Below are 23,561 nucleotides of genomic sequence, written 5' to 3'. Positions count from 1 at the left end.
TTTAATCGGTTATAACAAGCGAAATAGCCCCTTCGCTTCTAGCTAGCGAAAGGGCTGTTCCATTAAGAGAAGGAGTAAGAAGATATGAACTGTCCAATTTGCGGACGACCGAATGAATGCGGCATCATCGCGTTCAAAGAGCAAGGCACAGAATGCTGGTGCTTCAATGAGGAGTTTCCGAAGGGGCTTCTTGAGCAAGTTCCTGAAGAAAGCCGTGGCAAGTCATGTATTTGCCGGCAATGCACGATCACATATAATGATTCGGTCCAGCCTAAGGTCTAGATGAATGGCTCATACGTTTCTGCACAGCGCTGCATCAGTAGGCAAAATGACCGGTTATGACCAATAAAAAATGAGGAGAGATCATACCGGTTCCGTGCCGGTTCGTATGTAACGAGCAGTCGATGTTTCATGAACGCCATAGCGAAGCTTACGAATCTTGTGGCGCTATCCGAAGCATGTAAGGTTATATAGGCATAAAGCGAATGATCCTCTGGATCGTCCAATAAACTCACGCCCGCACACGAAAACTCGGTCGGTATTTGTAATCGGCGAAGCAGCGACAGCGCCGGGTACAGCTCCGCATCCACAGTGAACGATTCTAGAGTCATCGTATGCTTGGCCTTTCTCCTTCGCTTATCCAACTTAGTCCAAGCTGTGAGCTCTTTAGCTCTGCGAAGCCAATGCTGCTCCGACTGGGCGCTCAGTACATGCTCTTTATCATCATTCAATGTGATGCTCACCATTTCCCCCTCCTTTAACAATCTCGTGCAGCGATCTTGACCTAATATATTCCGCCGATCCGTTTCGTCATATGAACGAGCTGTTCCGTCGCCCAATGCCGTTCCACGTAGCCGCTCGACTTCCAGAATGGATAGCCGCCTGGCAAGTGCAGCTCCGTATGCAAATATCCATCCGTATAGCCCGCTCGGCGCGCGAATGTCTCCCATTCTGCATACAAAGCCGAGCCTACACCTTGTCCTCGGTAGTTTTGACTGACATAAACCTTCGTTACTTCACCAATAGCCGGACCTTGAAAGAACGGCTCCATAAACGGAAACCTTCCATCATATGGCCGCACCGCCGCTGTACCGATAATTTGGCCAATTTCATTTTCGGCTAGAAAAAAGCATGCATGGTCAGGCTTTACATATATATCGTCGAAATGCGCCAAATCAGCTGGATTTTCGTTATATGTACCAGGGGCATACAGCTGCTTCATTGTACTTAACACAAATTCGAATATGTCGCCTCTCCGCTCGCTGCCGGCAGCCGTAATTCGATAGCTTTTATTATTCATTTATTATGCTCCTTAGTTGCATATAATTTTATACGTAATTATTACGATTTATTATATCAGAATCATTGCGATTTGCAAGGAAGGCTTCAACCGTTTATTCAGAAAGGAGCCTCTCCACAATAGTGGAAAGACTCCTTTTTTCAAATTGCGACTTGTCTATTAAGATACGGCTTTGCATTCTTTCTTGCATTCGCCTTTGCTGCAGCTTTTATAAGTACCGGTAAAGTCGAGACGGTGATCGGACACTTTAAAGCCGTATTCACGTTCTAGCCGCTCCTCAAGTTCACCTAACCAATCCTCTTTAATTTCCTGCAGCGATCCGCAAACATCGCAAATCAAATGATGGTGCATATGCTCATGATCTTCGCCGCGAAGGTCATATCTGGCCACTCCGTCGCCGAAATTCATTTTCTCAACAATGTGCAGCTCTGCCAGCAGCTCTAACGTCCGATATACCGTGGCAAGGCCGATTTCAGAATATTTTTGCTTCACAAGCATGAACATGCCTTCTGCGCTCAAATGATCTCTTTCATTTTCGAGCAGAACCCGCAAAATAATTTCCCGCTGAGTAGTCAATTTGTATCCGTTCGCCATCATGTGCCGGTTAATTCTATCCATTTCCGCCGTGATGTTCAACATGCCTGGATACCTCCTTTTATGAAAAGCCTTTTACATGAACACAACACGAATATGTTTTTATCATCTTTGTAAAGGCTTACTTTTAGAATGATTATAATCTAATGGTAGTATACTTTTGGGAATTAAGCAAATACCATATTTTAATGACTCATACTTATAAGACAGAGGATATGCCGCCGTCGATATTAACTGAAGTACCCGTCACAAAGGAAGCGGCCTCGGAAACAAGGAATCCAATAACATTAGCGGCTTCTTCTGTCCGTCCAATTCTTCCAAGCGGTATATTATGCCGGGGATCTGATGCGAACTCATCCCATGATAATTCAGGAGCGTTCTTCTGCCACATTTTTTCTATTTGGGCACTGCGTATTAACCCGATGCAAACCGCATTGACACGTATACGGTCAGCAGCCAAATCTTTGCTCATTGCCTTGGTAAGCGCAAGTCCTGCCGCACGGCTTACGGACGAAGGCAGCGACGATGCGGACGGCGTTTTTCCCCCGATAGCGGTTACGTTGACGATCGCCCCTCCTCCCGCTTTACGCATGTATGGAAGGACCGCTTGCGAGAAATGTACGGCCCCGAAAAGCTTCAAGTCCAAATCAGCCGTCCAAGCATCCGCCTCTACTTCCTCGAACGGCCTTGCAGCTGCTGTGCCCGCATTGTTAATGAGAATATCTATCCTGCCGAACCGTTCTACCGTTTCAGCAACTGCTATGCGTATATCCTCCGGTATTGACACGTCCGCACGGATCGCCAAAGGCTCTCTTCCCGTCTGTTCCTTTATATGTTGCGAAGCACTCCCCAGCGTATCCGTATCTCTGGCAACGATCGCCACCTCTGCTCCCTCGGCAGCAAGCAATCGCGCAACAGCAAGCCCAATCCCTCTGCTCCCGCCGGTAATAACCGCAACTTTCCCGTTTAGTCCCAGCTCCATATTAATTCCCTCCATTTGCTTATTTTTGGACCGTTTTTATAACCTTTTGCACCTCTTTATGAATATCTATTTCCGTATTCGCAGGCAGATTAACGATGAATATTCCGCCAAAAACCTGCTCCGACTTGCCCTGCCAATCACGAATTTTATTTTTAAGCAGCTTCAGCTCTAAGGAATGAACGACCTCTTTGCTAAGCAGCCAGTTGAATCTTGTGAATTCTGATTTTTTAACTGTTTCTATGTATATGGAAACATCCCGTATCGTATTTACTTTAATAACGTCCCCGAAAGAGACCTTCTCCGTAAACACAGGATTTTCCTCAATTTTATAAATATCTTCATCCAGCTGCGTTACATCTAATACTTCAACCTCTAGACCCGCGCCATCAAAGCAAAGATGTAATTGTATAAAGTCTTGAATGCTGCTCACCCTCTATGCCTAATATCAAATTAAAGTTATGCGAATTCCTTTTAACCAAGGTCTACATTCGTATAGTGCTCTACAGTAGGAAACGGGTCATAGAAGTGGTGCAATAAGCTTTTCCATTCCAAATACTCCGCCGATCCCCGAAAACCTTCGGTATGATCCTCGAGCGTCTCCCATCTCACCAGCAAAATATATTTACTATCTTCCTCTATACATGTCTGCAATTCATGGCTGATATAACCTTTTATTTTAGAAATGATAGTCGAGGCCTGCTTAAAATTACGTTCAAACTCGTCAGAAAGCCCTGATTTCACTTGTAGTACCGCAACTTCCAGGATCATATTAAAATGCCTCCTCTACTAATGCATAGCATATACGAATTGCTAAAAAAACACCACATACAGCAATGAAAAAAAGCCCAAACCGGGGCTTATTTCGTACGTTTAGCAATCAAAACGACTCTAGTTACATAATAAACCGAGCCAACGAATAAACAAACCGCTGCGATAAATAACCCGCTTACGTTGCTTCTGGTGCCAAACGCAACCTTATTCTGCAAATTGTCTACACTTGCATAGCTGTTAACAATATCCGGAACATATGCTTTTGTAAGTAAATATCCATTCACTACTTGCCAACCAATGAAAACAACTGCAGTTAAAAATGTAACCATGAGTGATTCAATCAAAACTTTTACTCTACTTTTCTTCATGTTCACCCTCCGAAAGCGATTCGGTAGCCATCTACGTCTTGAATCGTAAACTCACTAAAGAAATCATTCAAATCCGGTCCCTTAACAATTGGAATCCCTTTCTCCTTAATTTCCTCAAGCAGCGCCCGTACATCGGTATAACAAAAAGCATCGAAATACAGTCCGCCCTCCACGGAAGAAAAAGGCTTTACGTCCTCTTGATTTTGTGCCGGGTGAAGGATAAAGGTAACCGCATCCCTGTTCATATGAACGTTCCGTACGTCCGGACCGCCGATTAGCTCATAGCTAAAGCCAAGCTTTTTGTAAAATTCAATCGATTTCTCTAGATTCTTTACGAGCAAAACCATTGTGGGTCCGTTCAATTTGATGTCTTTCATCTTTAAGTAACTCCTCTCGGTTCATTTCTCATACGCTATATGACTATTCGTTAAAATGTTTTTAATTTCCTTTTTTTAGCTTAGTAAATCTCTCCTTGAAGCATATGTATTTTCTAGGAAAGGAAAATCCATATATTTCACGAATACTTCAAAAATAGAAATTAGATCGGTTTTTGAGAAATATCAGAACCATTGGAGGATTAGATGATCTTAGATAATCGGATATCAAATCATGCGTTTGCGGATCTAAATGAATATGTTCTAGAAACAAAAAATCTTATTTCTGCCTCTGCCGCATCTACTTTTATTATTCAAAACGATTGTATCGTAAATGAATGGTATGCAGGCTTTCATGACAATAGTGACGGGAGCCGCATGGTAGATGCAGAATCCCAGTTCAATGTCGCCTCCATTCGCAAAACTTATCTGGGCATTGCTATAAGTCTGGCTCTGTATGAAGGAAAGATAAAGAGCCTCAATGACCGCGTGACAGACTACTTGGATGATGTGAACGAATCCGTAATGAGTAATACGACGATCCGCCATTTGCTAACCCATACGCATGGTTTAGAGGGCCTTCATAAAAGAAGTTTTCCACCGGGTTCAAATTGGAAATATAATAATGCAGGTGTTAATTTGCTCATTCAAATGATTCAAAAACTTTTCGATCAACCGCTCGCTCATGTAATGGAGGAGAGAGTGTTCAAGCCTTATGGCTTTATGGAAACAGGCTGGAGAAAACACAAGAAAAACAAACTGGTATGGATGAATGAATCCTATGCGGGAGATCAAGGCGGGGAAGCCAACCTCTTTGTAAGCACGCGGGAGCTGGCAGCCTGGGGTTATATACATCTAACTAAAGGCAAATTAGAGGGTAAACAAATCATTCCCAGTAAAGTATTTGAACAAGCTGTCTCGATTATCTCACCTGCACACCCTCATGGATCCTTGCCTCAGCATGGATTTTTTTGGTGGGTACAGGATCAACCGAGGCCTACATCCGAGCTAGGAAGTGATCTTCCAAGGGGGACGTATCAATCCCTTGGCTTGTATGGTAATGCCTGTATAGTCATTCCGGAATGTAAAGCAGTCGTAGTACGAATGATTAACCAGACCGAATCTAATCCTCCGGGCTATGATTATTTAAAGGATATTCGAACTTTTGGTAACATTGCTTACAGATGCATTCGCAACCTTAAACGCTAATTTCCGCTGGATAAAATAGACTGCCATTTATTACCGTTCCTCTATCGACTGTTGAGCTCACAGGTTTCAATCAGCGGGATATGAGAACTCACGTTAAGTTATTCTTTCTTGAAAGAAAGGCTGCCCCTAAAGCAGGTTTACCTACCTTTGGGACAGCCACTTATCCATTCTAATCAACAATTATTCAGTCATTATCATTGTCATCATCATCATTACCTCCTTTACCTTCTTTTCGTTCTTTCTCTCGTTCTTTCTCTTGTTCTTTCTCTTGTTCTTTCTCTCGTTCTTTCCTTTCCTTTCTCTCTTGTTTACTTTCTTTCTCTCTCTCTTTCTTCTCATCTTTATCATTATCATCGTTATCATCATTATCATTTTTATCTTTGTTGTTCTTCTTCAGCACATTGACGGGTGCCTTAGGAAACGACATGACCGGCTCATCCTCCAATGCTCCTGACATTAGCGCTTGGAATACAACAGCCGCAGCCTTTGAGCTCGTCGTTAGATAATGAGTGCTGTCGCTCTGGTCGTAGCCTAACCATACCGCGCCTACAAGCTGAGGCGTATAGCCGACAAACCAATTATCCTTGGCGCCATATCCGGTTGTACCAGACATCTGAGTCGTACCTGATTTCCCGGCGAGAGGACGGCCCTCTATAGCAGCCGACTCGCCGGTTCCTTCTCGAATGACGCCTTCAAGCATAGCCGTCATCGTGCGTGCAATTGCCGGCTCCGTAACCTTTACTCCAGACGTCCCCTCCGCTTCTGCTAAAACGGTACCATCAGCCGACTCTATCCGGATAATGGCATGTGCTTGCATTCGGATGCCGTCATTGGCAAAAACGCCAAATGCTTCAGCCATATGAAGCGGCGATACGCCTTCTTGAAGTCCGCCGAGCGCAAGCCCAAGCATCCGGTCCTCATCCGTTAACGGAATTCCGAATCGCGAGGCGGCATCTATTCCTTTATCGATCCCGATCTCATTGAGGATTTTTACGGCCGGTATATTATAAGAGTTAATAAGCGCTTCATACAGCGTTACTTCTCCATGATAGCCTCCTCCCGCGTTTTGAGGCTCGTAGCCGCCGATATTAATCGGTTCATCAATTAGCTTATCGTTCGGTTGATAACCCAGCTCAAGAGCAGGCGTATAGACAGCAACCGGCTTTAACGTTGAACCCGGCTGACGCTTCAGCTGCGTGGCCCGGTTAAATCCTCGGAACGGCTGCTCGCCTCTGCCTCCGACTAGCGCTCGAATCCCTCCATCGCGTGGATCAACCAGTATGGCTCCGCTTTGAATAAGCTGGTCTTGCGAGCTATCCGGAAACAGCGATGCCTCTGCGTACACTCGCTCCGCCGCTTCCTGCATTTTAGTATCCAGCGCGCTATAGATCCGAAGACCGCCTTGCAGCACTTCATTTTCCGATAATCCGTATTGCGTCATGGCCTCTCGAATCATGTGATCCACGTAATACGGATAACGAATGTCATCCACTCTGCTAGGCTTCGAGGTTAATATTTCAATCGGCTCGTTGACAGACACGTTATATTCCGTCTCAGTAATCAAGGATTGGTCCTTCATAAGCTGCAGAACAAGGTTACGTCTTTCCTTAGCCTTTTCCATATGCTTATAAGGTGTGAGCGCCGAAGGGGCCTTAATCAGACCTGCCAGCAAAGCGGATTCCGCCACCGTCAGTTGATTGACCTGCTTTCCGAAATAGGTATACGCCGCTCTTTTGATCCCCCACGCCCCATCGCCGTAATAGATTTGATTGAGATACATTTCCATAATTTCTTGCTTGTTATAGTTCTCTTCAATCTTCTTTGCTAAAAGCACTTCGTTCCATTTCCGCGACCAGGTTCGTTCATGCGATAAAAAGACGTTTTTGGCAAGCTGCTGCGTTATCGTGCTGCCGCCTTGAACTGTGCCGCCCGCAGAAAAATTAGTAAAAAAAGCGCGTGCGATCGCCCGCATGTCCATTCCATCGTGCTCGAAATAACGCTTGTCCTCAACCGCAACAACCGCATCGACCATATGCTTAGGGATATCGGCATAGCCGATCTCCTCGATTTTATTGAAGGACAAGCGCGTTGCCTCTTGCCCGTTTTGATCATACAAAATCGTTGCCGCAGGCAGCGGCACCTCAAGCTGGTCAATATCTTGCGCAGCCACCAGCACCCGGAACGTAGCCCATCCTCCTAGTACAATCGCCGCAAGCACAGCAGCGGCAAAGATCACAGCTTTTTTGGCATTTATTTTTTTAAACTTAAGTGCCGTATTTATATTCATCCATGTTTCCCCCTGATAGCCCACTTCTCTTTTCCTTATACATTTCGTTAAAGGGAATGTTTTTTAGTACGTTTGGCTCAGCCGATATCCACTAAAATAGAAATAGGGTGGACCCGCAGTTCAGATCTCTCTGATGCGAATCCACCCTTTTTAAAGACGCTATTTGGTTATGCATGCATTTCCGAATCAGAATCCTCATCGTAATCATTCGTCAAAACCTGAAAGAAGTCTTTCCGCTTGCCCAAAAACTGCCGATATTGCACCTGGGCAATTTCATCATCCGGATTGGCTGCCAAATAAATCTCCAACTCCGCTATCGTTTGTTCAATGTTTTGAAGGACGTCCTTGCCGGCATAGCTGTTTTCAAAAAGCTTACGTAAATGCTTCATTGCATCATTCAACTTATGTTCCTCCTGCTGCCCTATTCTATTGTTTTGCAAATATAATGGTAGACCTGCAAAAATCGGGCTTCGTTACTTAATATATTCAGGAGCTGCAAAAGTAGAACGGCTTTCGTATAGAATGGGCAATGGGTTGAAACGCTAAAAAACCCCACTGAAAGAGTCAGCGGGGTTTGATTTAGAAATCCGACTGGTTTGCCGATTTTTACTGCTGCATATACATTGGAGCTGCCGTCTGTTGCCGGTTCTGCTGCATTCCCATGTTATTCATCATATTTCCTGCCGTTTGATAACTGTTTAACACTGTATTTGTTGTTTCCTCTTTCATGGTCGGCACTTGATAGTAACCGCTTTGGTTCATGAATTGCCATACCTCATATGCTTGCTCTGAACAGTTTATTGCACCTTGCTGCATCATTCGGCGAAGCTGCGGATCTGCGCATTCAAGCGAGGCAATCATCTTCATGGTTGCAGACGATTTATGGCACCCAAGCAGACCGCTCGCAACATCCCGGTCATCCATTTGGTTCATCGATAAGTTCGGGCTTTGCTGAGCAGGATTATCAAGACCGTAAATCGGAGCCATATTATTAGGTGAACGGTAAGGTACTGCTTGGCCTCTTCCTTGCTGATTCAAGACTTGAACGGTTTGATTGTACTCGTTAATCGTAAACTGAAGCTGACGATCAAGCATTTGAAGTAAACGTTGATCCTTCACGTGCGGACGGTACAATTGAAATAGATTGATACTATCAATCGTAGCTGTCAAAATTTCATGTACTTCCATTGTTTCATGTGCGCCCATATGTGCTGTCAATGCAAACTACCCCCTGTAAAGGTTTGATGTGGTCATAAACCTCGATTAGTATATCCATATATAAATAAGGTATCCATTCAATTTTAAGGCCCAAAGAAAAAAAGCCGTCCAAAGCAATCCACGCATGGAATAGCTTCAAACCGACTTTCTTTTGACTTATATATCCGCCAGCACCTGATACCAGATGCCCTTCTTGGAATAAAGGTTTTTTCTGACCTCGGACCAGCCGCCCAGGTACGAAATATCGAACAGATCCTCTGGCACTTCAAAACGGTCCTTCGTATCCGATGCAACCTTCTCGTCTACCGAACGGAAACCGTGTTCGACGAAAAGCCGCTGCGCTTCTTCGCTATGTAAGTAAGCGATGAAGGCTTCCGCTACCTCGCGGGTTCCATGCTTATCCGCATTTTTATCGACGACCGCGGCAGGATTTTCAATCAAAATCGTACTCTTCGGAACGACGATTTCATACTCCATACCTTTCTTCAGCCGGGCCAGCAGCTCATTCTCATATGTTACGATGACGTCGCCAACGCCATATTCGAAAGCCGCCATCGATGCCCGGCCGCTTTTATCAAGCGATTCGACATTAGCGTGAATGGACTTCAGGTAGCTTTTTGCATATTCAGGGTCCTTTGTACCGTTCTTTTCTTCGGACTTCTTCAGTCCCGCTCCGTAGATCGCGTTTATATCCCATTGCGCTCCGCCGGAAGTTTTCGGATTCGGATAAAGCACTTTAACTCCATCCCGAGTCAAATCGTCCCAATCCTTAACGCCTAACGGGTTCCCGGCACGCGTCCCCATTACGACTATGGAATTGGTGATAAAACCTTTATTAATTTGAGACTTCCAATCATGCGTAATAAAACCGGCATCCGCTACCTTGTCAAGATCGCCTTCCATCGCAAGAATAGCAACGTCTGCTTCGAAGCCGCCGGCTATGGCACGCGCTTGCGTACCTGAAGCCTCGTAGGATTCTTGGAACGTCACCTTCTGCCCAGTCTCCTGAAGCCAGTACGACTGGAACGCAGGCAGAAGTTCAGCGAAAGCGTCCTTTACAACCGAATATGCACCGATTACAAGCGTTACGTCGCCGTCTTGTACGGAAGAATCAGCCGGATGATCGTTCGGCTCAGCTTTGCCGCAGCCTGCTGCAACGAGCAGCATAACTGCAGCAAGCAGCAGCGCGATCATGCGCTGGCTTGTTGCTCGATTTATTTTCATGTTCGTATACAACTCTTTCTAAGTTGATATTAAATATGAATAGGCATTGGATCTACCTTCAGTTTATTTTCCGCAATCCAGCTTTCGTTATCGTTGAACAGATAGGCACGATGCACAAGCACGCTTACCTGGTCGCCAGGGTGCAGCACTTCCTTCTCAAGCGAACGGTAAGTGATCAGCTTTGTATCGCCGACCAGCAGCTCTACCATCCACTCGCTGCCGCGGAAATGCAAATGCTTCACTTTCCCTGGCAGTGTTGCGGATGCCAGCCTAATCTCTCCCGGCTTGCCGATTTCAATATATTCCGGACGAATGAGCGCTTTTGTTCCCGGACGGCTTCCCGCATCCTCAAAGCCCTTGAGCTTCCCAATGTTGTCAACGATCGTCGATTCGCCAATAAAGCTTGCAACGAACGGAGTCTCCGGATTTTTGTAAATATCCCACGGACTGCCCTTTTGCTCCAGCTTACCCTTGCTAATGATCATAATTTCATCGGCTACCTCGATCGCTTCCTCTTGGTCATGCGTCACGAAAATAGACGTAATACCGACGCGCTCAATCATGTCCTTAAGCCATGTACGCAGCTCCGTACGGATTTTCGCATCGATCGCAGCGAATGGCTCATCGAGCAGCAGCAATTGCGGCTCAGGCGCAAGCGCTCTAGCGAATGCGACACGCTGCCGTTGTCCGCCGGACAGCTGATGCGCATAACGGTGCTCAAAGCCTTTAAGGCCTGTAAGCTCCACTAAGTACATAACGCGTTCGCGGATTTGCTCCTTCGACTGCTTCTTTACCTTAAGGCCGAAAGCAATGTTATCATATACGGTCATATGCTTGAATAGAGCATAGTTTTGAAATACGAAGCCGATTCCGCGCTCCTGCGGCGGGAGGTCGTTAACGCGTTTGCCATGGAAAATAATATCGCCTGAGGAAGGCGTCTCAAGCCCCGCAAGCATACGAAGTATGGACGTTTTACCGCCGCCGCTCGGTCCGAGCAAGCCGATCAAATGACCTTTTTCGATTTCAAAGCTGACATCCTTCACTGCGTGAAAATCGCCAAAGTTTTTGTTTAAGTTCCGTACTTCGATATGCATGGCTTAATGCACTTCCTTTCGTTTTTTTGCCCATTCCATCAGCAGCAGCAGTCCGACTGAAAATGCCGCAAGGACAAGGGCAACGCCGTTGGCGGCAACAACGTTAAAATTTTCAACATCCTGATAAACGAGTGTCGTCGCGGTTTGCGTCTTATTCATAATGTTTCCGGAAACCACGAGTACGGCGCCAAACTCACCGAGCGACCGCGCCACTGTCAGCACAACGCCATAGATGACGCCCCACCGGATCGAAGGCCATGTTACTTTCCAGAACGTATACCACGAGTAAGCACCAAGCGTGGAGGCCGCCTCCTCCTGCTGCGCTCCAATTTCCTGAAGCACCGGCATAACCTCACGCACCATAAGCGGGAAAGTCACGAATAATGTCGCGAGAATCATCCCTGGCAGCGCGTATACGATTTTGAAGCCGGCATCCTCGAACAATGCTCCGAGTACGGTGTTAGGTCCGAGAATGAGGACGATCATCAGACCGCCAATTACCGGCGATACCGCGAACGGCAAATCGACAAGACTATTCAACAACCTCTTCATCCGCCGGCCAATCCATTCCGCACGAACGAGATACATCGCAAGCATAATGCCAAACAACGTATTTAAAGCCGTCACCACGACAACGATAATTCCAGTCATCATTAGCGCATGCAGCGACTCCGGACGAGTAATTCCTTCAACAAATCCGCTCCAGCCTTCCGCCCATGAGCCGGTGAAAATTTTGATCAAAGGCGCAATAAGCAGCAGCGCGAATACAATATAAGTTAACGTAATCCACAGTCTTCTCATCATTGACCGGACCTCCTTGCTTGAATGAGGTTAACCGTCCATAAGATGATAAACGATAGCGTCAGCAGCAGTACAGAAACTGCGGCCGCTCCCTGTGGATTGCTGCTTTCTATTTCCCCGAAAATATAAACGGATGCGATTAACGTCTTGCCCGGAATGTTGCCGGCAACGAGCACGACTGCGCCAAACTCTGCGAGTCCGCGCGAGAAGGCCAGCATAGCGCCGCTTAAAATGCCAGGCAGCATGGTCGGGAATATTACTCTAAAAAATGTCTTTGCGCGTGTTGCACCTAACGTATAAGCCGCTTCTTCCTCCGATTTGTCCATTTCCTCGAGCAGGGGCTGTATAGCCCGAATAACGAAAGGAAACGTGACGAACAGCATTGCCACTACGATAGCCGGCTCATGGAATACGATCTCAAAACCGGCTTTCCCAGCTAAACCGCCAACGAGACTATTGGGTCCAAGCAGCAGCAAAATCATCAGACCGCCTACCGCTGTAGGCAATGCAAATGGTAAGTCGACTAGACTATTAAGCAATCTTCGTCCGGGAAACCGATAACGAATAAGCACCCAGCCAATCATCGTTCCAAGGAAGATATTCAAGAGCGTTGCGATGACCGCTAATTTTACTGTAAGCAGCACGGCTTTCCAGGCTAACGGATCCGAGACGCTTTCCCAAAAGGGAGTCCATCCGAGCGAAAATGACTGCGTGTAAATTCCGGCGATCGGTAAAACGATAAGAAAGATAAAGTAGAGCATAATGGTGCTCCGAAAACCGAAGCTCCACCACTTGCCGCGAAACATAGCATTCACTGTGACTTAACCTCCAGACCATCGGCTCATGCCGTAGGTGTAGCAAAACGACTAAAAACATAATTCCTATTAAATTACTAGGTATTAATAATGTAGCATCCAAACTGGGATTAAGTCAATGCTAAATTTAGAAAAACTAATCGCTTTTATAGCATATTCTTATGAACGTTTCTCAAGGTTTTATTCGTATGTAAAAAAAGAGAGGAGATCAGCCTAATGCCGATACTCCTCCATTTCTTATTCACCTTCGATATAATAGACGCTTTCGCCCTCGGTAATGATAGCTTGTCCTTGCGTCAGGTCGGTTATCCAAGCGACAAATGCCTCTGCCTTAGGCGCCTCAGGCAAACAGCGTACGATGACACGGTCCGTAAAGTCCGTGCCGCCGACGCGTGTGCCCCTGCCGTGCAGCTCATTTTCCAGCTTGCCATACCACGTATAGTCTACATCTACGAACACCTCGCGATGCAGCACATTGACGATTTCATCCGCCGCCTCGATGCCGGCAACCGCTCCTTCGGTGTAAGCGCGGACGAGGCCGCCTGCTCCTAGCATAATGCCGCCAAAATACCGCGTCACTACGACAGCGACATTTTTGAGTCCCTTATGCTTAATGACTTCTAGAATCGGCTTGCCCGCCGTACCGCTCGGTTCTCCGTCATCGGACGCCTTCTGGAACTGATCCCGTTCGCCAACCAAATAGGCTGAGCAGTTATGTGTCGCTTGCCGGTGCAGAAGCTTAATTTCATTGATGAAAGCGACTGCTTCCTCCTCCGACTCCACCGGCTTCGCGTGCCCGATGAAACGGGACTTCTTAATCACGATCTCTGCGCTTTCCTGCCGTCTGACCGTTGAATACTTTTCGAGCATAAGCTGCGGCTCCCGTATACCGGTCGTGCCGGTTTATTACAGCCGCGCTTCCAGCTCGGCTTTCTCTTTCTCGAAGCCCGGCTTGCCTAGCAGGGCAAACATGTTCTTTTTGTAGGCTTCAACGCCCGGCTGGTCGAATGGATTAACGCCAAGCAGGTAACCGCTGATTCCGCAGGCTTTCTCAAAGAAATAAACGAGGTAGCCGAAGGAGTAAGGCGTCATATCCGCAATATTAACGATCAGGTTCGGTACTTGGCCATCCGTATGCGCAAGCAGCGTTCCTTCGAATGCTTTCTTGTTCACGAAGTCCATCGTTTTGCCTGTCAGGAAGTTTAGGCCGTCAAGATCCGCATCGTCGTGCCCGATCGTGATTTGTTCAGCCACTTCATTCACCTGAATGACCGTTTCGAAAATGTTCCGGTTGCCCTCTTGGATGAATTGACCCATCGAATGAAGGTCAGTCGAGAAATCTACCGCTGCCGGGAAGATTCCCTTGTAGTCCTTGCCTTCGCTTTCGCCGAAGAGCTGCTTCCACCACTCGGATACAAAATGCAGCGATGGCTCGTAGTTAACGAGAATTTCGGTTGCTTTGCCTTTGCGGTAAAGCGCGTTGCGGGCAGCCGCATATTGGTAAGCCTCGTTCTCGGCGAGGTTAGGGTTGCTGTATTCTTTCGACGCGTCAGCCGCGCCTTGCATCATCGACTCGATGTTGATGCCCGCAGCGGCAATTGGCAATAAGCCTACGGCCGTAAGCACGGAATAACGTCCGCCTACATCGTCGGGGATTACGAAAGACTCATAGCCTTCCTCAGTAGAAAGCTTCTTCAGAGCGCCCTTCTCTCTGTCTGTCGTTGCGTAGATGCGTTTGCGGGCCTCTTCCTTGCCGTATTTCTTCTCAAGCGCGGCACGAAATACCCGGAATGCGATGGCAGGCTCAGTTGTCGTACCGGATTTCGAAATAACGTTGATCGACCAGTCGCGTCCTTCAACCAATTGCAGCAAATGAGTTACGTATGTCGAGCTGATGTTGTTACCAGCGAATAGCACTTGCGGCGTTTTACGCTCCTCCTTAGGTAAAATATTATAGAACGAGTGCGACAGCATTTCGATCGCCGCGCGGGCTCCCAGGTAAGAGCCGCCGATGCCGATTACGATCAGCACTTCGGAATCCGATTTGATCTTTTCAGCGGCCTTCTGAATGCGGGCAAACTCTTCCTTATCGTAGTTAGTCGGAAGGTCGATCCAGCCCAGGTAGTCCGAGCCTGCTCCCGTTCCGTTATGTAATTGCTCGTGCGCGAGGCGAACCGACTCCGCCAAATAATCGATTTCATGCTTGCCGACGAAAGTCAGCGCTTTGCTGTAGTCAAATTTAACTGTTTTACTCATGAAACAAAGACCTCCTAAAATTTTTGCGAAGTAAAATAACTTCGTAAGCCTATTCTTGAGAAAAAAAGCACAATTTCAACTTTTGTGTTTAGGATATCGGATTATCCCGTCAAACACAAGCGTACGAAGAATGAATTCTTCATGAAGACCATGTATAATCGTAGGAAAATACATAATAGGCGTGGAGGGAAAAGCAATGATAAAAGTAGGATTTATCGGACTTGGCGTTATGGGCTTAGGCATGACGGCAAATTTATTGCAAAAAGGGTTCGAGGTGACGGTATATAATCGTACGCCGGGCAAAGCTGCCTCGCTAACCGCCCTTGGCGCGAAAGAACTGGACAGCCCGGCTGCCGTGGCGCAAGCCTCGGAGGTCGTTATTACGATGATTAGCAACGATGCGGCCATACGCGAGGTCTATTGGGGCGAGAACGGCATCTTCGCCGGAACTCGCAAAGGCCATACGCTCATTGACTGCAGCACAATCTCGCCGACTTTGGCGAAGGAGCTCGCGGCTGCAGCGGAGAGCCTCGGTGCCTCGTTCCTCGACGCTCCGGTAACAGGCAGCAAGCCGGCCGCAGAGGGCGGAACGCTTGTCTTTATGGTAGGCGGGCCGGCAGAGACACTTCACGGAGCCCAGGACGTCTTGCTTGCAATGGGACGCAAGGTTATTCCAATGGGCGCCAACGGCAACGGCTCGGTGGCGAAGCTTGCTCATAACACGATCGTTGGCATCAATGTTGTCGCGCTGGCAGAAGGCATGGCGATCGCCGCAAAAGGCGGCATAGACGGCGCCTCGTTCATCGAGCTCGTCCAATCGGGCGGTGCAGCGAGCAAAGCAGCTGAGCTCAAAGGCGCTAAGCTGCTCGAAGGCAATTACGATGTTCAATTTTCGCTTGAGCTGATGCTGAAGGACTTGAAGCTCAGCTCCGTCCTGTCGGACGGCTTGAAGGTGCCAACGCCAATGCTGGAGGCGGCGAAGAGCCAGTTCCAGATCGGAGACAGCATGGGCCTTGGCGAGCTGGATATGTGCAGCGTAGCCCAAGCCTATGAGCAATGGATCGGCCGCAAGCTTGGCGATAAAGCATAGGGAGCCTTCCGAGGCGTCTGCGCCACAACCGTGGCAGAGACCATTACAGTGACCATTACAAACACAAATAAAGGGTTGCCCATCGAGTAGATTTGTCTACAATCGAGGCAACCCTTTGTTTATCGCTACTTAGCAACCTCCTGTTTCTCAATGACATCGTCTTTCGTCTCTGCGACAAGTTCCTTGGCTGACGACTTGAACTCATGCAGCGTTCGTCCTACTGCTCTGCCCAGCTCTGGCAGCTTGGACGGTCCGAATATTATTAATACCACTACAAGAATCATTATAAGTCCTGGCAAACCAATACTTTGCAGCATCAACCATCATCTCCGTTTCTTTATTGTACAGTGCACGGCTTCTGCGCTTAATCTTGATTGTGAGGGATCGGATAAGCAGCTACCGCCTCAATCTCGATCAGCCAATCCTTGTTGACCAGGCTTGCGACGCCGACTGTGGAACGCGCCGTCTTGACGGGATTGTCCTTCGTATTAAAGAACTTCGCATACGCGTTGAACCAGCCTTGATAATCGAATTCCCCCTTCTTGGCAGCGTCTGGGGTAATGTACACCCGGAGATAGACTACATCCTTCATGGTAAGCCCTTGCTCCATAAGCTGCTTCTCGATGTTCAGAAGTATCCCTTCCCCTTGCTTCTCCGTATCACCGTAACGCTCGTACACCGTCTTGCCGTCCTTGTTCAGCAGCGGCGGAACAGTGCCGCTCGTTGAGAATGTCGCCGTCCTCGCCGGTATAGCCACCGCGCTTGAGATTGACGAGCTCGGGCTTCCGTAGAATTCAGGCTCGTGGACTGGCGTTAACGGTAATTTATTAGGCGTCAGCGCGCTGGCATAGACGGATGCCCCCAGGAAACATGACAATAGGATGCCTCCGACAGCTATTTTCGCATTGCGCTTCATCTTGATCTTCATTTCCATATCCAGCATTCCTCCTATATTTTCATGATCCGATACGGATCCGCCTGCTTACTCTTTCATAACGCGCTGATGAATATCGGTGACGACTGCGCGGGCCGACTCGATGCCGCCTGCCATCCATGCCGTAATATAGCTCATATGCTCACCCGCGAGGTAGACTCTCCGGTCCGGTTTGCATAGCGTCGGATATACCGTTGTGCGCTGATCTCCCGTATACGATACCCAGCCGCCGAGATTATACTTGATTCGTTTCCAGTCAACGGAGAAAGAAGCCTCGAACTCCTTGTGATATTGCGGATGAATCTTTGCACCCTGCTGCAGCGCATGCGCTTCCCGCCCAAGATACGTCATCTCACCCAGCTTGTCTGCATTTGCGCCGAACGTATAGTAACCTAGCAGCAACCCTTTTTTCTGCATATAGCCTGTCGGAGGATAATAGATCGAAGTGATATCCATGTTGGTAAGTGTATTGCCTCCGTAGATTTGCTCGTCCTCTTCCCAGAATCGGCGACTGAACTGCAGGCCGATCTTGCCCGCAGACGCATAGCCGATACTGTCGATTGCCTGCTTCATCTCAGGAGAGAAATCGGATTTGATCGATTTCAGCACGGATAAAGGTATCGTACAAATGCAATATTCGCCTTCGATCTTGCGCTCCTCTCCTGAAGCAAGATCCTTATAATGAACGGTAACGCCCGTGTCGCTTTGCAAAATCTCAATAACCTCGGAATGGAATTTGATCTTGCCCTTCAGCCGTTTCTCGAAAGCATTTGGGATCGCATCAATGCCGCCGACCGGATGGAACATCATCATTTGCTGGTCATAGCTGTATTCGCTGCTAAAGTAATTGCCGAAGCCCGAATTCAGGATCGCCTTCATGCTGAACGGATCCCGGACAACACCGGCATCGAGCCTCGCGCCCGGCTCATCCTTGTAGCCGCCTCGCGAAGAGGCTTTATAGAACAGATCGGCATCCAGACCACCTTCCGAGCGCAGATAGGCAACCAGCTTCTCCTTCTCCTCTGCGGTGAGCGGCATATCCAGTGCGTTTTGGTTAACCGCTTTGGCCATCAATTCGCTTACGTATCCGCGAACGTCCGCTTTCGCTTCGCGCTTCCTGATCTTTTTCCCGGACAGCTCGCCTACATTCTCGTTATAGTAATAGGCGTGTTCATTCACATTATTGAACGGCTCAATCGGAATACCGAACTTCCGGATGTACTCCATCGTGACATGGAACTGCGGAATACGCATCGGGCCTGCATTAAAATATAAGCCGTCCGCGAAGCGCGCCACTTGCTTCGAAGCCCCTACTTCAGCGACCGTTGTGCCGCGGCGCACAGACCAGATGCGTCCTCCCGAACGAGCGCGTGCTTCAAGAATCGTGCAATCGTAGCCGGCTTGCCCCAACTCGTAAGCGGCGGTCATCCCAGCGATGCCGGCGCCTAATATAATAATTTTTTTGCCGCCGCGCTTGCTCATCGACAGCTCGTTCCCATCCGGCGGGACGAAATCTGCTGCCTTCATCGTCTCCGGGGACAGCAGCCCAAGTGTACCCATTACACTGAATACGGCCGCCCCTCCACCGAGCTTTCCCACTGTGCTCAGAAATTGCCGCCTTGACATCTCACCAGGCGTTTTCGTCGACTCCATTCCGCTCACTCCATTCGTCGGCTTTGTATGTATCACACCGACAAGATAACATGGACTGCAGAACAGACACTATTGTTATGTCAGAAAAACTTACATAAATATTCTTTATCTCTTATTTGCTTATTGATAAACAAGTCAATTATAGTCATATTCACCTATAAGAATCAGGTTATAATTGCCATATTTGAGAACTGTAGTCCATCAAGACCATTGTTATTTTACATACAGCCTGCTAAAATCTCCATCAAAGCCAATCTGTTGTTAGAATATCTAACCTAAACCTATCATCTGTATGCAGAAAAGCACCCACTTATTTTCAAATGTTCTAGGAGGCGAAGCAATGAACAGTAAAGTGATGACTATCGGAACGGTTCGCGAATTAACCGGCTTAACGGAGAGGCAGATTCGTTATTACGAGGAGAAGCAGCTCATATTCCCCGACAGGACGCAGGGCAGAGCCAGGAAGTTCTCATTCGAGGATGTGGACATTCTTAAGGAAATTCATACGAAGCTTCAAGATGGCTTCCATACGTACGAGCTTCGTAAGTCGCTTGCTCATCATCATGTGCGTTCCTAATACTCGGAAAGGATGTGCATCTTAATGAGCAAACGAACAATCATGCCGTTATTGGAGCATATCATCGAGCTTCGCAGACAGCTGATTTGGATTATTGCCGTATTCGCCGTCTTCACTGCTGTCGGCCTTGCTTTATCTCCGGTCATACTCGATTATATCAAAAGCACACCGCCGGCTTCGACGCTCGAATGGAATGTTTTCTCACCCTTCGATGGTATCCGCATGTATATGAGCGTTGCGCTCGTATTCGCATTCGCCGCCTCTTTGCCCGTCACGCTTTATTTGATCTGGGGCTTCGTCAAGAAAGGTCTTCACCAGCACGAACGCAGCGCCGCACTCAGATATATCCCTTACAGCGTTATATGCCTGCTTCTTGGACTGAGCTTTGGGTACTATGTCGTGCTGCCAATGAGCTTCTCTTTCATCACTGATGTGTCCGAGAAGATGAATCTTGTCGAAACCTACGGCGTTACCCAGTACTTCAGCTTCATGATTAACATCGTCCTGCCGATCGCCGTCGCTTTTGAGCTTCCGATTATCGTCATGTTCCTGACCAAAATCGGCTTATTGACACCTGAGCGCCTTAAGAAATCGCGGCGTTATGCTTATCTCATTCTTGTTATCGTCGCCAACGTGATCTCGCCGCCTGACTTTGTCTCCGCCTTTATCATCTTGATCCCGCTTGTGGCACTCTATGAGACCAGCGTATTCCTCTCACGGGCTGTGCACCGCAGGAGGCTTGAGCTTATAGAAGGCGCAAGCACGGCCGTTTAACGGTTTTATATGCAGTCAAGGCCGCCGGGATCTACCCGGCGGCCTTGACTGTTTTTTTCAATAATAAGGAGAAATCATAAGATATACGACAACACCCGTGAAGCTAACATACAACCAGATCGGCATCGTCCATCTGGCAATCCGCCGATGCTTCTCCACGTTCATCTGCAGCCCTCTGACAACAGACATCAACGCAAGCGGTACTACGACAATGGCTAGCACGATGTGAGTAAGCAGGACGAAGAAATAGATGCCGCGCAGCACGCCTTCCCCGCCATATTTCGTCGATTCCGTCAAGTAATGGTACGTCACATAGGAAACCAGGAACAAGGTTGTGGACGTGAAAGCAGCCCCGACAAATGCGCGATGCATGCGTACGTTCTTCTTCAGAATGGCGATTAGCGCCACAAGCAGCGTGATGAACGTAAAGCAATTGAAGATCGCGTTCAGCAGCGGCAAAATCGTGACATCAAAGTGAACCTCGCCCTCGTAAGCCGGCAGGAAGAACAGCACTGCGATAATTGCAACAAGAACGAGCGACAGGATGGCGATGAGCGGCGTATAGTTTTTTTTCTTCATGATCGGAATCCTCCAGTCTGAATAACATTAAGCTTGTATTAACTGTATCCGATACGTCCTGCCAAAACAATTCGATTCCGCCGTTCTTTGTCACGAAATATCGAATTTTCGGCGTTTTTTCACCTATACCTGCTGCAAGAACGGAAAAAGGCTGCAGCGCCTAAGCGTTGCAGCCTTCTTCCTGGTATGCCTTGCTTACTCGTAGATGTACGAGCAGCAATAATCTGTTACTTCAGCAACCTGAAGCTTGAACTTCGTGTTCGCAGGCACTTTGAATTCGCCTTCGCCTTGAATGTGCAGCCATTCCGTTTCGCCCGGGAGCAGCACCTTCAAATCGCCAGCCAAAATCTCCATAATTTCGAGACAGTCCGTTCCAAACTCGTAGTCGCCCGGCAGCATGATGCCGAGTGTTTTTTTCGTGCCGTCCGCGAACAAAACAGCGCGGCTCGTTACTTTACCGTCGAAGTAGACGTTAGCCTTTTTGACGACTGTTACATTTTCGAATTGAGACATGGTAGAAATAATCCCCTTTATCTATCGGATGCTAAGGCTTGATGCCGTTATTACAGCATTGCTTTCACTTTGCTAACAACGTTCTCAACCGTAAAGCCATACTCTTTAATTACGCGATCGCCAGGTGCGGATGCGCCGAAACGGTCGATGGCAAGAATGTCGCCTTGATCTCCCGTGTAACGCTCCCAGCCAAATGGGTGAGCCATTTCGATAGCCAGACGAGCTTTAACCTCAGGAAGCAGGACGGAATTTTTGTATTCCTTCGATTGCTTCTCGAACAGATCCCAGCTCGGCATGCTGATGACACGAACTTGAATGCCCTCTTCCGCCAAAGCTTTTTGAGCTGCTACCGCCAGCTGTACTTCAGAGCCGGTTGCAAGAATTTGCGCTTGAGGCTTGCCGTTTGCTGCATCGGATACAACATAAGCGCCGCGGCGTACGTTTTCGTGAACGTTGCTCACTGTGCCTTCAAGAATCGGCAGGTTTTGACGAGTCAGAACAAGCGCTACCGGGTTGCCTGTATTCTCAACAGCGTAAGCCCATGCAGCGGAAGTTTCGTTAGCGTCAGCAGGACGAATAACCGTCAGGTCTGGAATGATGCGGATCGAAGCCAACTGCTCGATCGGCTCATGCGTAGGGCCGTCTTCACCGACAGCAATACTGTCATGCGTCAAAACATAAACGACAGGAAGCTTCATTAGAGCAGCAAGCCGGATAGCTGGACGCAGGTAGTCGGTAAATACGAAGAACGTACCGCCGAATACTTTCAACCCGCTGTGAAGAGCGATACCGTTCATAGCAGCAGCCATTCCGAACTCACGAACGCCGAAGTAGATGTTGCGGCCGTCATAGCTGCCTGGCTTAAATTGCGGCAAGCCTTTCAGGTGAGTCATAGTCGAACTCTCCAGGTCAGCGGATCCGCCAACGAGGTTAGGCACGTTTTTCGCCAAGCCGTTCAGCGCGTTACCGGAAGCTACGCGAGTCGAAAGCGGCTTGTCTTCTGTAGTGTATTTAGGAAGATCTGCATCCCAGCCCTTTGGCAATGCGCCGGATACCGCAGTCTCGAATTGAGCGGCAAGCTCAGGATAAGCTTCTTTGTACGCCGCGAAATTAGCACTCCACTCAGCGTTTGCTTGTTCGCCGTTCTTTTTCACTTCTGCAAAATGAGCTTTAACTTCATCAGGTACGTGGAACTCAAGATCTTCCGACCAGCCGTAGGCTTGCTTAGTAAGCTTAGTCTCGTCAGCGCCAAGCGGAGACCCGTGAGTACCTGCGTGACCGCCTTTGCCGCCTTTATTCGGGCTGCCGTAACCGATAACCGTCTTCACTTCGATCAAAGTCGGCTTGGACAGATCCGCTTGAGCCGCAGCAATTGCTTTGGACAGTGCACCCAGATCGTTACCGTCCTCTACGCGCAGCACTTGCCAGCCGTAGCCTTCAAAACGTTTTTGAACGCTTTCGGAGAATGAAAGGCTCAGTTCACCGTCAAGCGAGATGTCGTTCGAGTCATATAGTACAACCAATTTGCCGAGACCGAGGTGTCCCGCGAAGGAAGCAGCCTCGTGAGAAATACCTTCCATCAAGTCGCCGTCGCCGCAAATCGAATACGTGAAGTGATTAATAAGCTCGTGACCTTCTTTATTATAAGTAGCCGCAAGCTGTGCTTCCGCAATTGCCATACCAACTGCCATCGCAACACCTTGTCCCAGTGGACCAGTCGTAGCATCAACGCCAGCCGTGTGGCCGAACTCAGGGTGTCCCGGTGTCAGCGATCCCCATTGACGGAAGCTTTTCAGCTCTTCAAGCGGCAGATCGTATCCGGAAAGGTGAAGCAGGCTGTACAACAGCATCGAGCCGTGACCTGCCGAGAGAACAAAGCGGTCGCGGTTTATCCATGTAGGGTTCGACGGGTTATGCTTCATGTTTTTTGCAAATAGTTGATATCCCATTGGTGCAGCGCCCATAGGCATACCAGGGTGGCCTGATTTTGCTTTCTCGATAGCGTCGATTGCGAGAGTACGGATTGTATCGATCGAAAGCTGTTCAATCGATTTTTGTGTAACAGTCATTCCAATTTCCTCCTATGATCTAGTCTAATCTAATGTCACCCTCGTTATATGGTTTCTCAATAACGATACAGCGTCATAC

General features: G+C 48.2%; 28 protein-coding genes. 5 read left to right on the top strand and 23 right to left on the bottom strand.

Translation table 11 applies throughout. The annotated features are described in order from the left end of the window. The first annotated feature begins 84 nt into the window (after positions 1-84). Entirely contained in the window at positions 85-282 is a 198-nt protein-coding gene (locus DFP97_RS25120) for a cysteine-rich CWC family protein (RefSeq protein ID WP_114383407.1), read from the top strand. Here DFP97_RS25120 and DFP97_RS25115 read toward each other — a convergent pair. The 8 genes from DFP97_RS25115 to DFP97_RS25080 form a co-directional block, all read right to left on the bottom strand. After that, entirely contained in the window at positions 279-746 is a 468-nt protein-coding gene (locus tag DFP97_RS25115) for a hypothetical protein (protein WP_114383406.1), read from the bottom strand. The genes DFP97_RS25120 and DFP97_RS25115 overlap by 4 nt on opposite strands. 38 nt (positions 747-784) lie before the next feature. Beyond that, the gene (locus DFP97_RS25110; protein ID WP_114383405.1) at positions 785-1,300 is read right to left on the bottom strand and encodes a GNAT family N-acetyltransferase; all 516 of its coding nucleotides are present in this window, start codon (positions 1,298-1,300) and stop codon (positions 785-787) included. 159 nt (positions 1,301-1,459) lie between these two features. After that, positions 1,460-1,939 carry a ferric iron uptake transcriptional regulator gene (gene fur, locus DFP97_RS25105; protein ID WP_114383404.1) on the bottom strand — a complete coding sequence of 160 codons (480 nt, stop codon included), beginning with the start codon at positions 1,937-1,939 and terminating at the stop codon, positions 1,460-1,462. 154 nt (positions 1,940-2,093) lie between these two features. Further along, positions 2,094-2,876: an SDR family NAD(P)-dependent oxidoreductase gene (locus DFP97_RS25100; RefSeq protein WP_114383403.1), complete on the bottom strand. Its 783-nt coding sequence runs from the start codon at positions 2,874-2,876 to the stop codon at positions 2,094-2,096. A gap of 19 nt (positions 2,877-2,895) precedes the next feature. Further along, complete coding sequence (locus DFP97_RS25095) at positions 2,896-3,306, bottom strand: DUF4265 domain-containing protein (protein ID WP_114383402.1); 411 nt, start codon at positions 3,304-3,306, stop codon at positions 2,896-2,898. Between the two features lie 41 nt (positions 3,307-3,347). Beyond that, on the bottom strand, positions 3,348-3,644 hold the full coding sequence (locus DFP97_RS25090) for an antibiotic biosynthesis monooxygenase family protein (RefSeq protein ID WP_114383401.1): 297 nt from the start codon (positions 3,642-3,644) through the stop codon (positions 3,348-3,350). Positions 3,645-3,733: 89 nt separating this feature from the next. Further along, positions 3,734-4,015, bottom strand: coding sequence for a hypothetical protein (locus DFP97_RS25085; RefSeq protein ID WP_114383400.1), 282 nt, complete (start codon positions 4,013-4,015; stop codon positions 3,734-3,736). Between the two features lie 2 nt (positions 4,016-4,017). Continuing rightward, on the bottom strand, positions 4,018-4,392 hold the full coding sequence (locus DFP97_RS25080) for a VOC family protein (RefSeq protein WP_114383399.1): 375 nt from the start codon (positions 4,390-4,392) through the stop codon (positions 4,018-4,020). 204 nt (positions 4,393-4,596) lie between these two features. Between DFP97_RS25080 and DFP97_RS25075 the strand changes: the two genes are divergently transcribed. After that, a complete protein-coding gene (locus tag DFP97_RS25075) occupies positions 4,597-5,598 on the top strand; it encodes a serine hydrolase domain-containing protein (protein WP_114383398.1) in 1,002 nt (333 codons plus the stop codon). A gap of 184 nt (positions 5,599-5,782) precedes the next feature. Here DFP97_RS25075 and DFP97_RS25070 read toward each other — a convergent pair whose 3' ends face one another. The 9 genes from DFP97_RS25070 to DFP97_RS25030 form a co-directional block, all read right to left on the bottom strand. Then, positions 5,783-7,885: a transglycosylase domain-containing protein gene (locus DFP97_RS25070; protein WP_114383397.1), complete on the bottom strand. Its 2,103-nt coding sequence runs from the start codon at positions 7,883-7,885 to the stop codon at positions 5,783-5,785. A 167-nt stretch (positions 7,886-8,052) separates the two neighbouring features. After that, positions 8,053-8,286, bottom strand: a complete 234-nt coding sequence (locus DFP97_RS25065; protein ID WP_114383396.1) for a hypothetical protein — start codon at positions 8,284-8,286, stop codon at positions 8,053-8,055. A 205-nt stretch (positions 8,287-8,491) separates the two neighbouring features. Next, positions 8,492-9,103 carry a spore coat protein gene (locus DFP97_RS25060; RefSeq protein WP_114383395.1) on the bottom strand — a complete coding sequence of 204 codons (612 nt, stop codon included), beginning with the start codon at positions 9,101-9,103 and terminating at the stop codon, positions 8,492-8,494. Between the two features lie 156 nt (positions 9,104-9,259). After that, complete coding sequence (locus DFP97_RS25055) at positions 9,260-10,327, bottom strand: sulfate ABC transporter substrate-binding protein (protein WP_114383394.1); 1,068 nt, start codon at positions 10,325-10,327, stop codon at positions 9,260-9,262. A 29-nt stretch (positions 10,328-10,356) separates the two neighbouring features. Further along, positions 10,357-11,421, bottom strand: a complete 1,065-nt coding sequence (locus DFP97_RS25050) for a sulfate/molybdate ABC transporter ATP-binding protein (protein WP_114383393.1) — start codon at positions 11,419-11,421, stop codon at positions 10,357-10,359. 3 nt (positions 11,422-11,424) lie between these two features. Further along, entirely contained in the window at positions 11,425-12,222 is a 798-nt protein-coding gene (locus DFP97_RS25045) for a sulfate ABC transporter permease (protein ID WP_114383451.1), read from the bottom strand. Beyond that, a complete protein-coding gene (gene cysT, locus DFP97_RS25040; protein WP_114383450.1) occupies positions 12,222-13,028 on the bottom strand; it encodes a sulfate ABC transporter permease subunit CysT in 807 nt (268 codons plus the stop codon). The genes DFP97_RS25045 and cysT overlap by 1 nt, the downstream gene beginning before the upstream one ends. Positions 13,029-13,274: 246 nt before the next feature. Further along, positions 13,275-13,907: a YigZ family protein gene (locus DFP97_RS25035; protein WP_114383392.1), complete on the bottom strand. Its 633-nt coding sequence runs from the start codon at positions 13,905-13,907 to the stop codon at positions 13,275-13,277. Positions 13,908-13,943: 36 nt separating this feature from the next. After that, positions 13,944-15,293 carry a glucose-6-phosphate isomerase gene (locus DFP97_RS25030; RefSeq protein WP_114383391.1) on the bottom strand — a complete coding sequence of 450 codons (1,350 nt, stop codon included), beginning with the start codon at positions 15,291-15,293 and terminating at the stop codon, positions 13,944-13,946. 196 nt (positions 15,294-15,489) lie between these two features. Between DFP97_RS25030 and DFP97_RS25025 the strand changes: the two genes are divergently transcribed. Further along, positions 15,490-16,383 (top strand): NAD(P)-dependent oxidoreductase, encoded by an 894-nt coding sequence (locus DFP97_RS25025; RefSeq protein WP_114383390.1) that lies wholly within the window; start codon positions 15,490-15,492, stop codon positions 16,381-16,383. A 125-nt stretch (positions 16,384-16,508) separates the two neighbouring features. On the opposite strand, the gene DFP97_RS25020 is transcribed toward DFP97_RS25025, so the two are convergent. Genes DFP97_RS25020 through DFP97_RS25010 form a run of 3 tightly spaced genes read right to left on the bottom strand, consistent with a single transcriptional unit; the run spans position 16,509 to position 18,970 of the window. Further along, on the bottom strand, positions 16,509-16,700 hold the full coding sequence (locus DFP97_RS25020; protein WP_114383389.1) for a twin-arginine translocase TatA/TatE family subunit: 192 nt from the start codon (positions 16,698-16,700) through the stop codon (positions 16,509-16,511). 47 nt (positions 16,701-16,747) lie between these two features. After that, positions 16,748-17,317 (bottom strand): RidA family protein, encoded by a 570-nt coding sequence (locus DFP97_RS25015; protein WP_245976590.1) that lies wholly within the window; start codon positions 17,315-17,317, stop codon positions 16,748-16,750. A 48-nt stretch (positions 17,318-17,365) separates the two neighbouring features. Next, positions 17,366-18,970 (bottom strand): flavin monoamine oxidase family protein, encoded by a 1,605-nt coding sequence (locus DFP97_RS25010; protein WP_114383388.1) that lies wholly within the window; start codon positions 18,968-18,970, stop codon positions 17,366-17,368. Between the two features lie 340 nt (positions 18,971-19,310). Between DFP97_RS25010 and DFP97_RS25005 the strand changes: the two genes are divergently transcribed. Together DFP97_RS25005 and tatC are read left to right on the top strand one after the other, a co-directional pair. Further along, positions 19,311-19,547, top strand: coding sequence for a MerR family transcriptional regulator (locus tag DFP97_RS25005; RefSeq protein WP_114383387.1), 237 nt, complete (start codon positions 19,311-19,313; stop codon positions 19,545-19,547). 24 nt (positions 19,548-19,571) lie between these two features. Next, positions 19,572-20,321: a twin-arginine translocase subunit TatC gene (gene tatC, locus DFP97_RS25000; protein ID WP_114383386.1), complete on the top strand. Its 750-nt coding sequence runs from the start codon at positions 19,572-19,574 to the stop codon at positions 20,319-20,321. A gap of 57 nt (positions 20,322-20,378) precedes the next feature. Here the strand turns inward: tatC and DFP97_RS24995 are convergent, their stop codons facing one another. The 3 genes from DFP97_RS24995 to tkt form a co-directional block, all read right to left on the bottom strand. Continuing rightward, positions 20,379-20,900, bottom strand: a complete 522-nt coding sequence (locus DFP97_RS24995) for a DUF420 domain-containing protein (RefSeq protein WP_114383385.1) — start codon at positions 20,898-20,900, stop codon at positions 20,379-20,381. A 195-nt stretch (positions 20,901-21,095) separates the two neighbouring features. Further along, entirely contained in the window at positions 21,096-21,413 is a 318-nt protein-coding gene (gene ppnP, locus DFP97_RS24990) for a pyrimidine/purine nucleoside phosphorylase (protein ID WP_114383384.1), read from the bottom strand. 50 nt (positions 21,414-21,463) lie between these two features. Then, a complete protein-coding gene (gene tkt / locus DFP97_RS24985) occupies positions 21,464-23,482 on the bottom strand; it encodes a transketolase (protein ID WP_114383383.1) in 2,019 nt (672 codons plus the stop codon). Between the last annotated feature and the right edge of the window lie 79 nt (positions 23,483-23,561).

The organism is Paenibacillus prosopidis (assembly GCF_003337375.1).
Lineage (GTDB): Bacteria > Bacillota > Bacilli > Paenibacillales > Paenibacillaceae > Pristimantibacillus > Pristimantibacillus prosopidis.
The sequence above is the reverse complement of the archived record's forward strand: the minus strand, read 5'-3'. Positions and strand labels throughout refer to the sequence as shown.

Excerpts from the sequence above, each read along its gene's own strand:
- DFP97_RS25085 (WP_114383400.1), bottom strand. The coding sequence starts at position 4,015 with ATGAAGAAAAGTAGAGTAAAAGTTTTGATTGAATCACTCATGGTTACA.
- DFP97_RS25015 (WP_245976590.1), bottom strand. The coding sequence starts at position 17,317 with ATGGAAATGAAGATCAAGATGAAGCGCAATGCGAAAATAGCTGTCGGA.
- DFP97_RS24995 (WP_114383385.1), bottom strand. The coding sequence starts at position 20,900 with ATGAAGAAAAAAAACTATACGCCGCTCATCGCCATCCTGTCGCTCGTT.
- DFP97_RS25045 (WP_114383451.1), bottom strand. The coding sequence starts at position 12,222 with ATGAGAAGACTGTGGATTACGTTAACTTATATTGTATTCGCGCTGCTG.
- DFP97_RS25055 (WP_114383394.1), bottom strand. The coding sequence starts at position 10,327 with ATGAAAATAAATCGAGCAACAAGCCAGCGCATGATCGCGCTGCTGCTT.
- tatC (WP_114383386.1), top strand. The coding sequence starts at position 19,572 with ATGAGCAAACGAACAATCATGCCGTTATTGGAGCATATCATCGAGCTT.
- ppnP (WP_114383384.1), bottom strand. The coding sequence starts at position 21,413 with ATGTCTCAATTCGAAAATGTAACAGTCGTCAAAAAGGCTAACGTCTAC.
- DFP97_RS25025 (WP_114383390.1), top strand. The coding sequence starts at position 15,490 with ATGATAAAAGTAGGATTTATCGGACTTGGCGTTATGGGCTTAGGCATG.
- DFP97_RS25080 (WP_114383399.1), bottom strand. The coding sequence starts at position 4,392 with ATGAAAGACATCAAATTGAACGGACCCACAATGGTTTTGCTCGTAAAG.
- DFP97_RS25070 (WP_114383397.1), bottom strand. The coding sequence starts at position 7,885 with ATGAATATAAATACGGCACTTAAGTTTAAAAAAATAAATGCCAAAAAA.
- DFP97_RS25035 (WP_114383392.1), bottom strand. The coding sequence starts at position 13,907 with ATGCTCGAAAAGTATTCAACGGTCAGACGGCAGGAAAGCGCAGAGATC.
- tkt (WP_114383383.1), bottom strand. The coding sequence starts at position 23,482 with ATGACTGTTACACAAAAATCGATTGAACAGCTTTCGATCGATACAATC.
- DFP97_RS25030 (WP_114383391.1), bottom strand. The coding sequence starts at position 15,293 with ATGAGTAAAACAGTTAAATTTGACTACAGCAAAGCGCTGACTTTCGTC.
- DFP97_RS25005 (WP_114383387.1), top strand. The coding sequence starts at position 19,311 with ATGAACAGTAAAGTGATGACTATCGGAACGGTTCGCGAATTAACCGGC.
- DFP97_RS25120 (WP_114383407.1), top strand. The coding sequence starts at position 85 with ATGAACTGTCCAATTTGCGGACGACCGAATGAATGCGGCATCATCGCG.
- DFP97_RS25020 (WP_114383389.1), bottom strand. The coding sequence starts at position 16,700 with ATGCTGCAAAGTATTGGTTTGCCAGGACTTATAATGATTCTTGTAGTG.
- DFP97_RS25075 (WP_114383398.1), top strand. The coding sequence starts at position 4,597 with ATGATCTTAGATAATCGGATATCAAATCATGCGTTTGCGGATCTAAAT.
- DFP97_RS25115 (WP_114383406.1), bottom strand. The coding sequence starts at position 746 with ATGGTGAGCATCACATTGAATGATGATAAAGAGCATGTACTGAGCGCC.
- fur (WP_114383404.1), bottom strand. The coding sequence starts at position 1,939 with ATGTTGAACATCACGGCGGAAATGGATAGAATTAACCGGCACATGATG.
- DFP97_RS25110 (WP_114383405.1), bottom strand. The coding sequence starts at position 1,300 with ATGAATAATAAAAGCTATCGAATTACGGCTGCCGGCAGCGAGCGGAGA.
- DFP97_RS25090 (WP_114383401.1), bottom strand. The coding sequence starts at position 3,644 with ATGATCCTGGAAGTTGCGGTACTACAAGTGAAATCAGGGCTTTCTGAC.
- DFP97_RS25100 (WP_114383403.1), bottom strand. The coding sequence starts at position 2,876 with ATGGAGCTGGGACTAAACGGGAAAGTTGCGGTTATTACCGGCGGGAGC.
- cysT (WP_114383450.1), bottom strand. The coding sequence starts at position 13,028 with ATGTTTCGCGGCAAGTGGTGGAGCTTCGGTTTTCGGAGCACCATTATG.
- DFP97_RS25010 (WP_114383388.1), bottom strand. The coding sequence starts at position 18,970 with ATGGAGTCGACGAAAACGCCTGGTGAGATGTCAAGGCGGCAATTTCTG.
- DFP97_RS25050 (WP_114383393.1), bottom strand. The coding sequence starts at position 11,421 with ATGCATATCGAAGTACGGAACTTAAACAAAAACTTTGGCGATTTTCAC.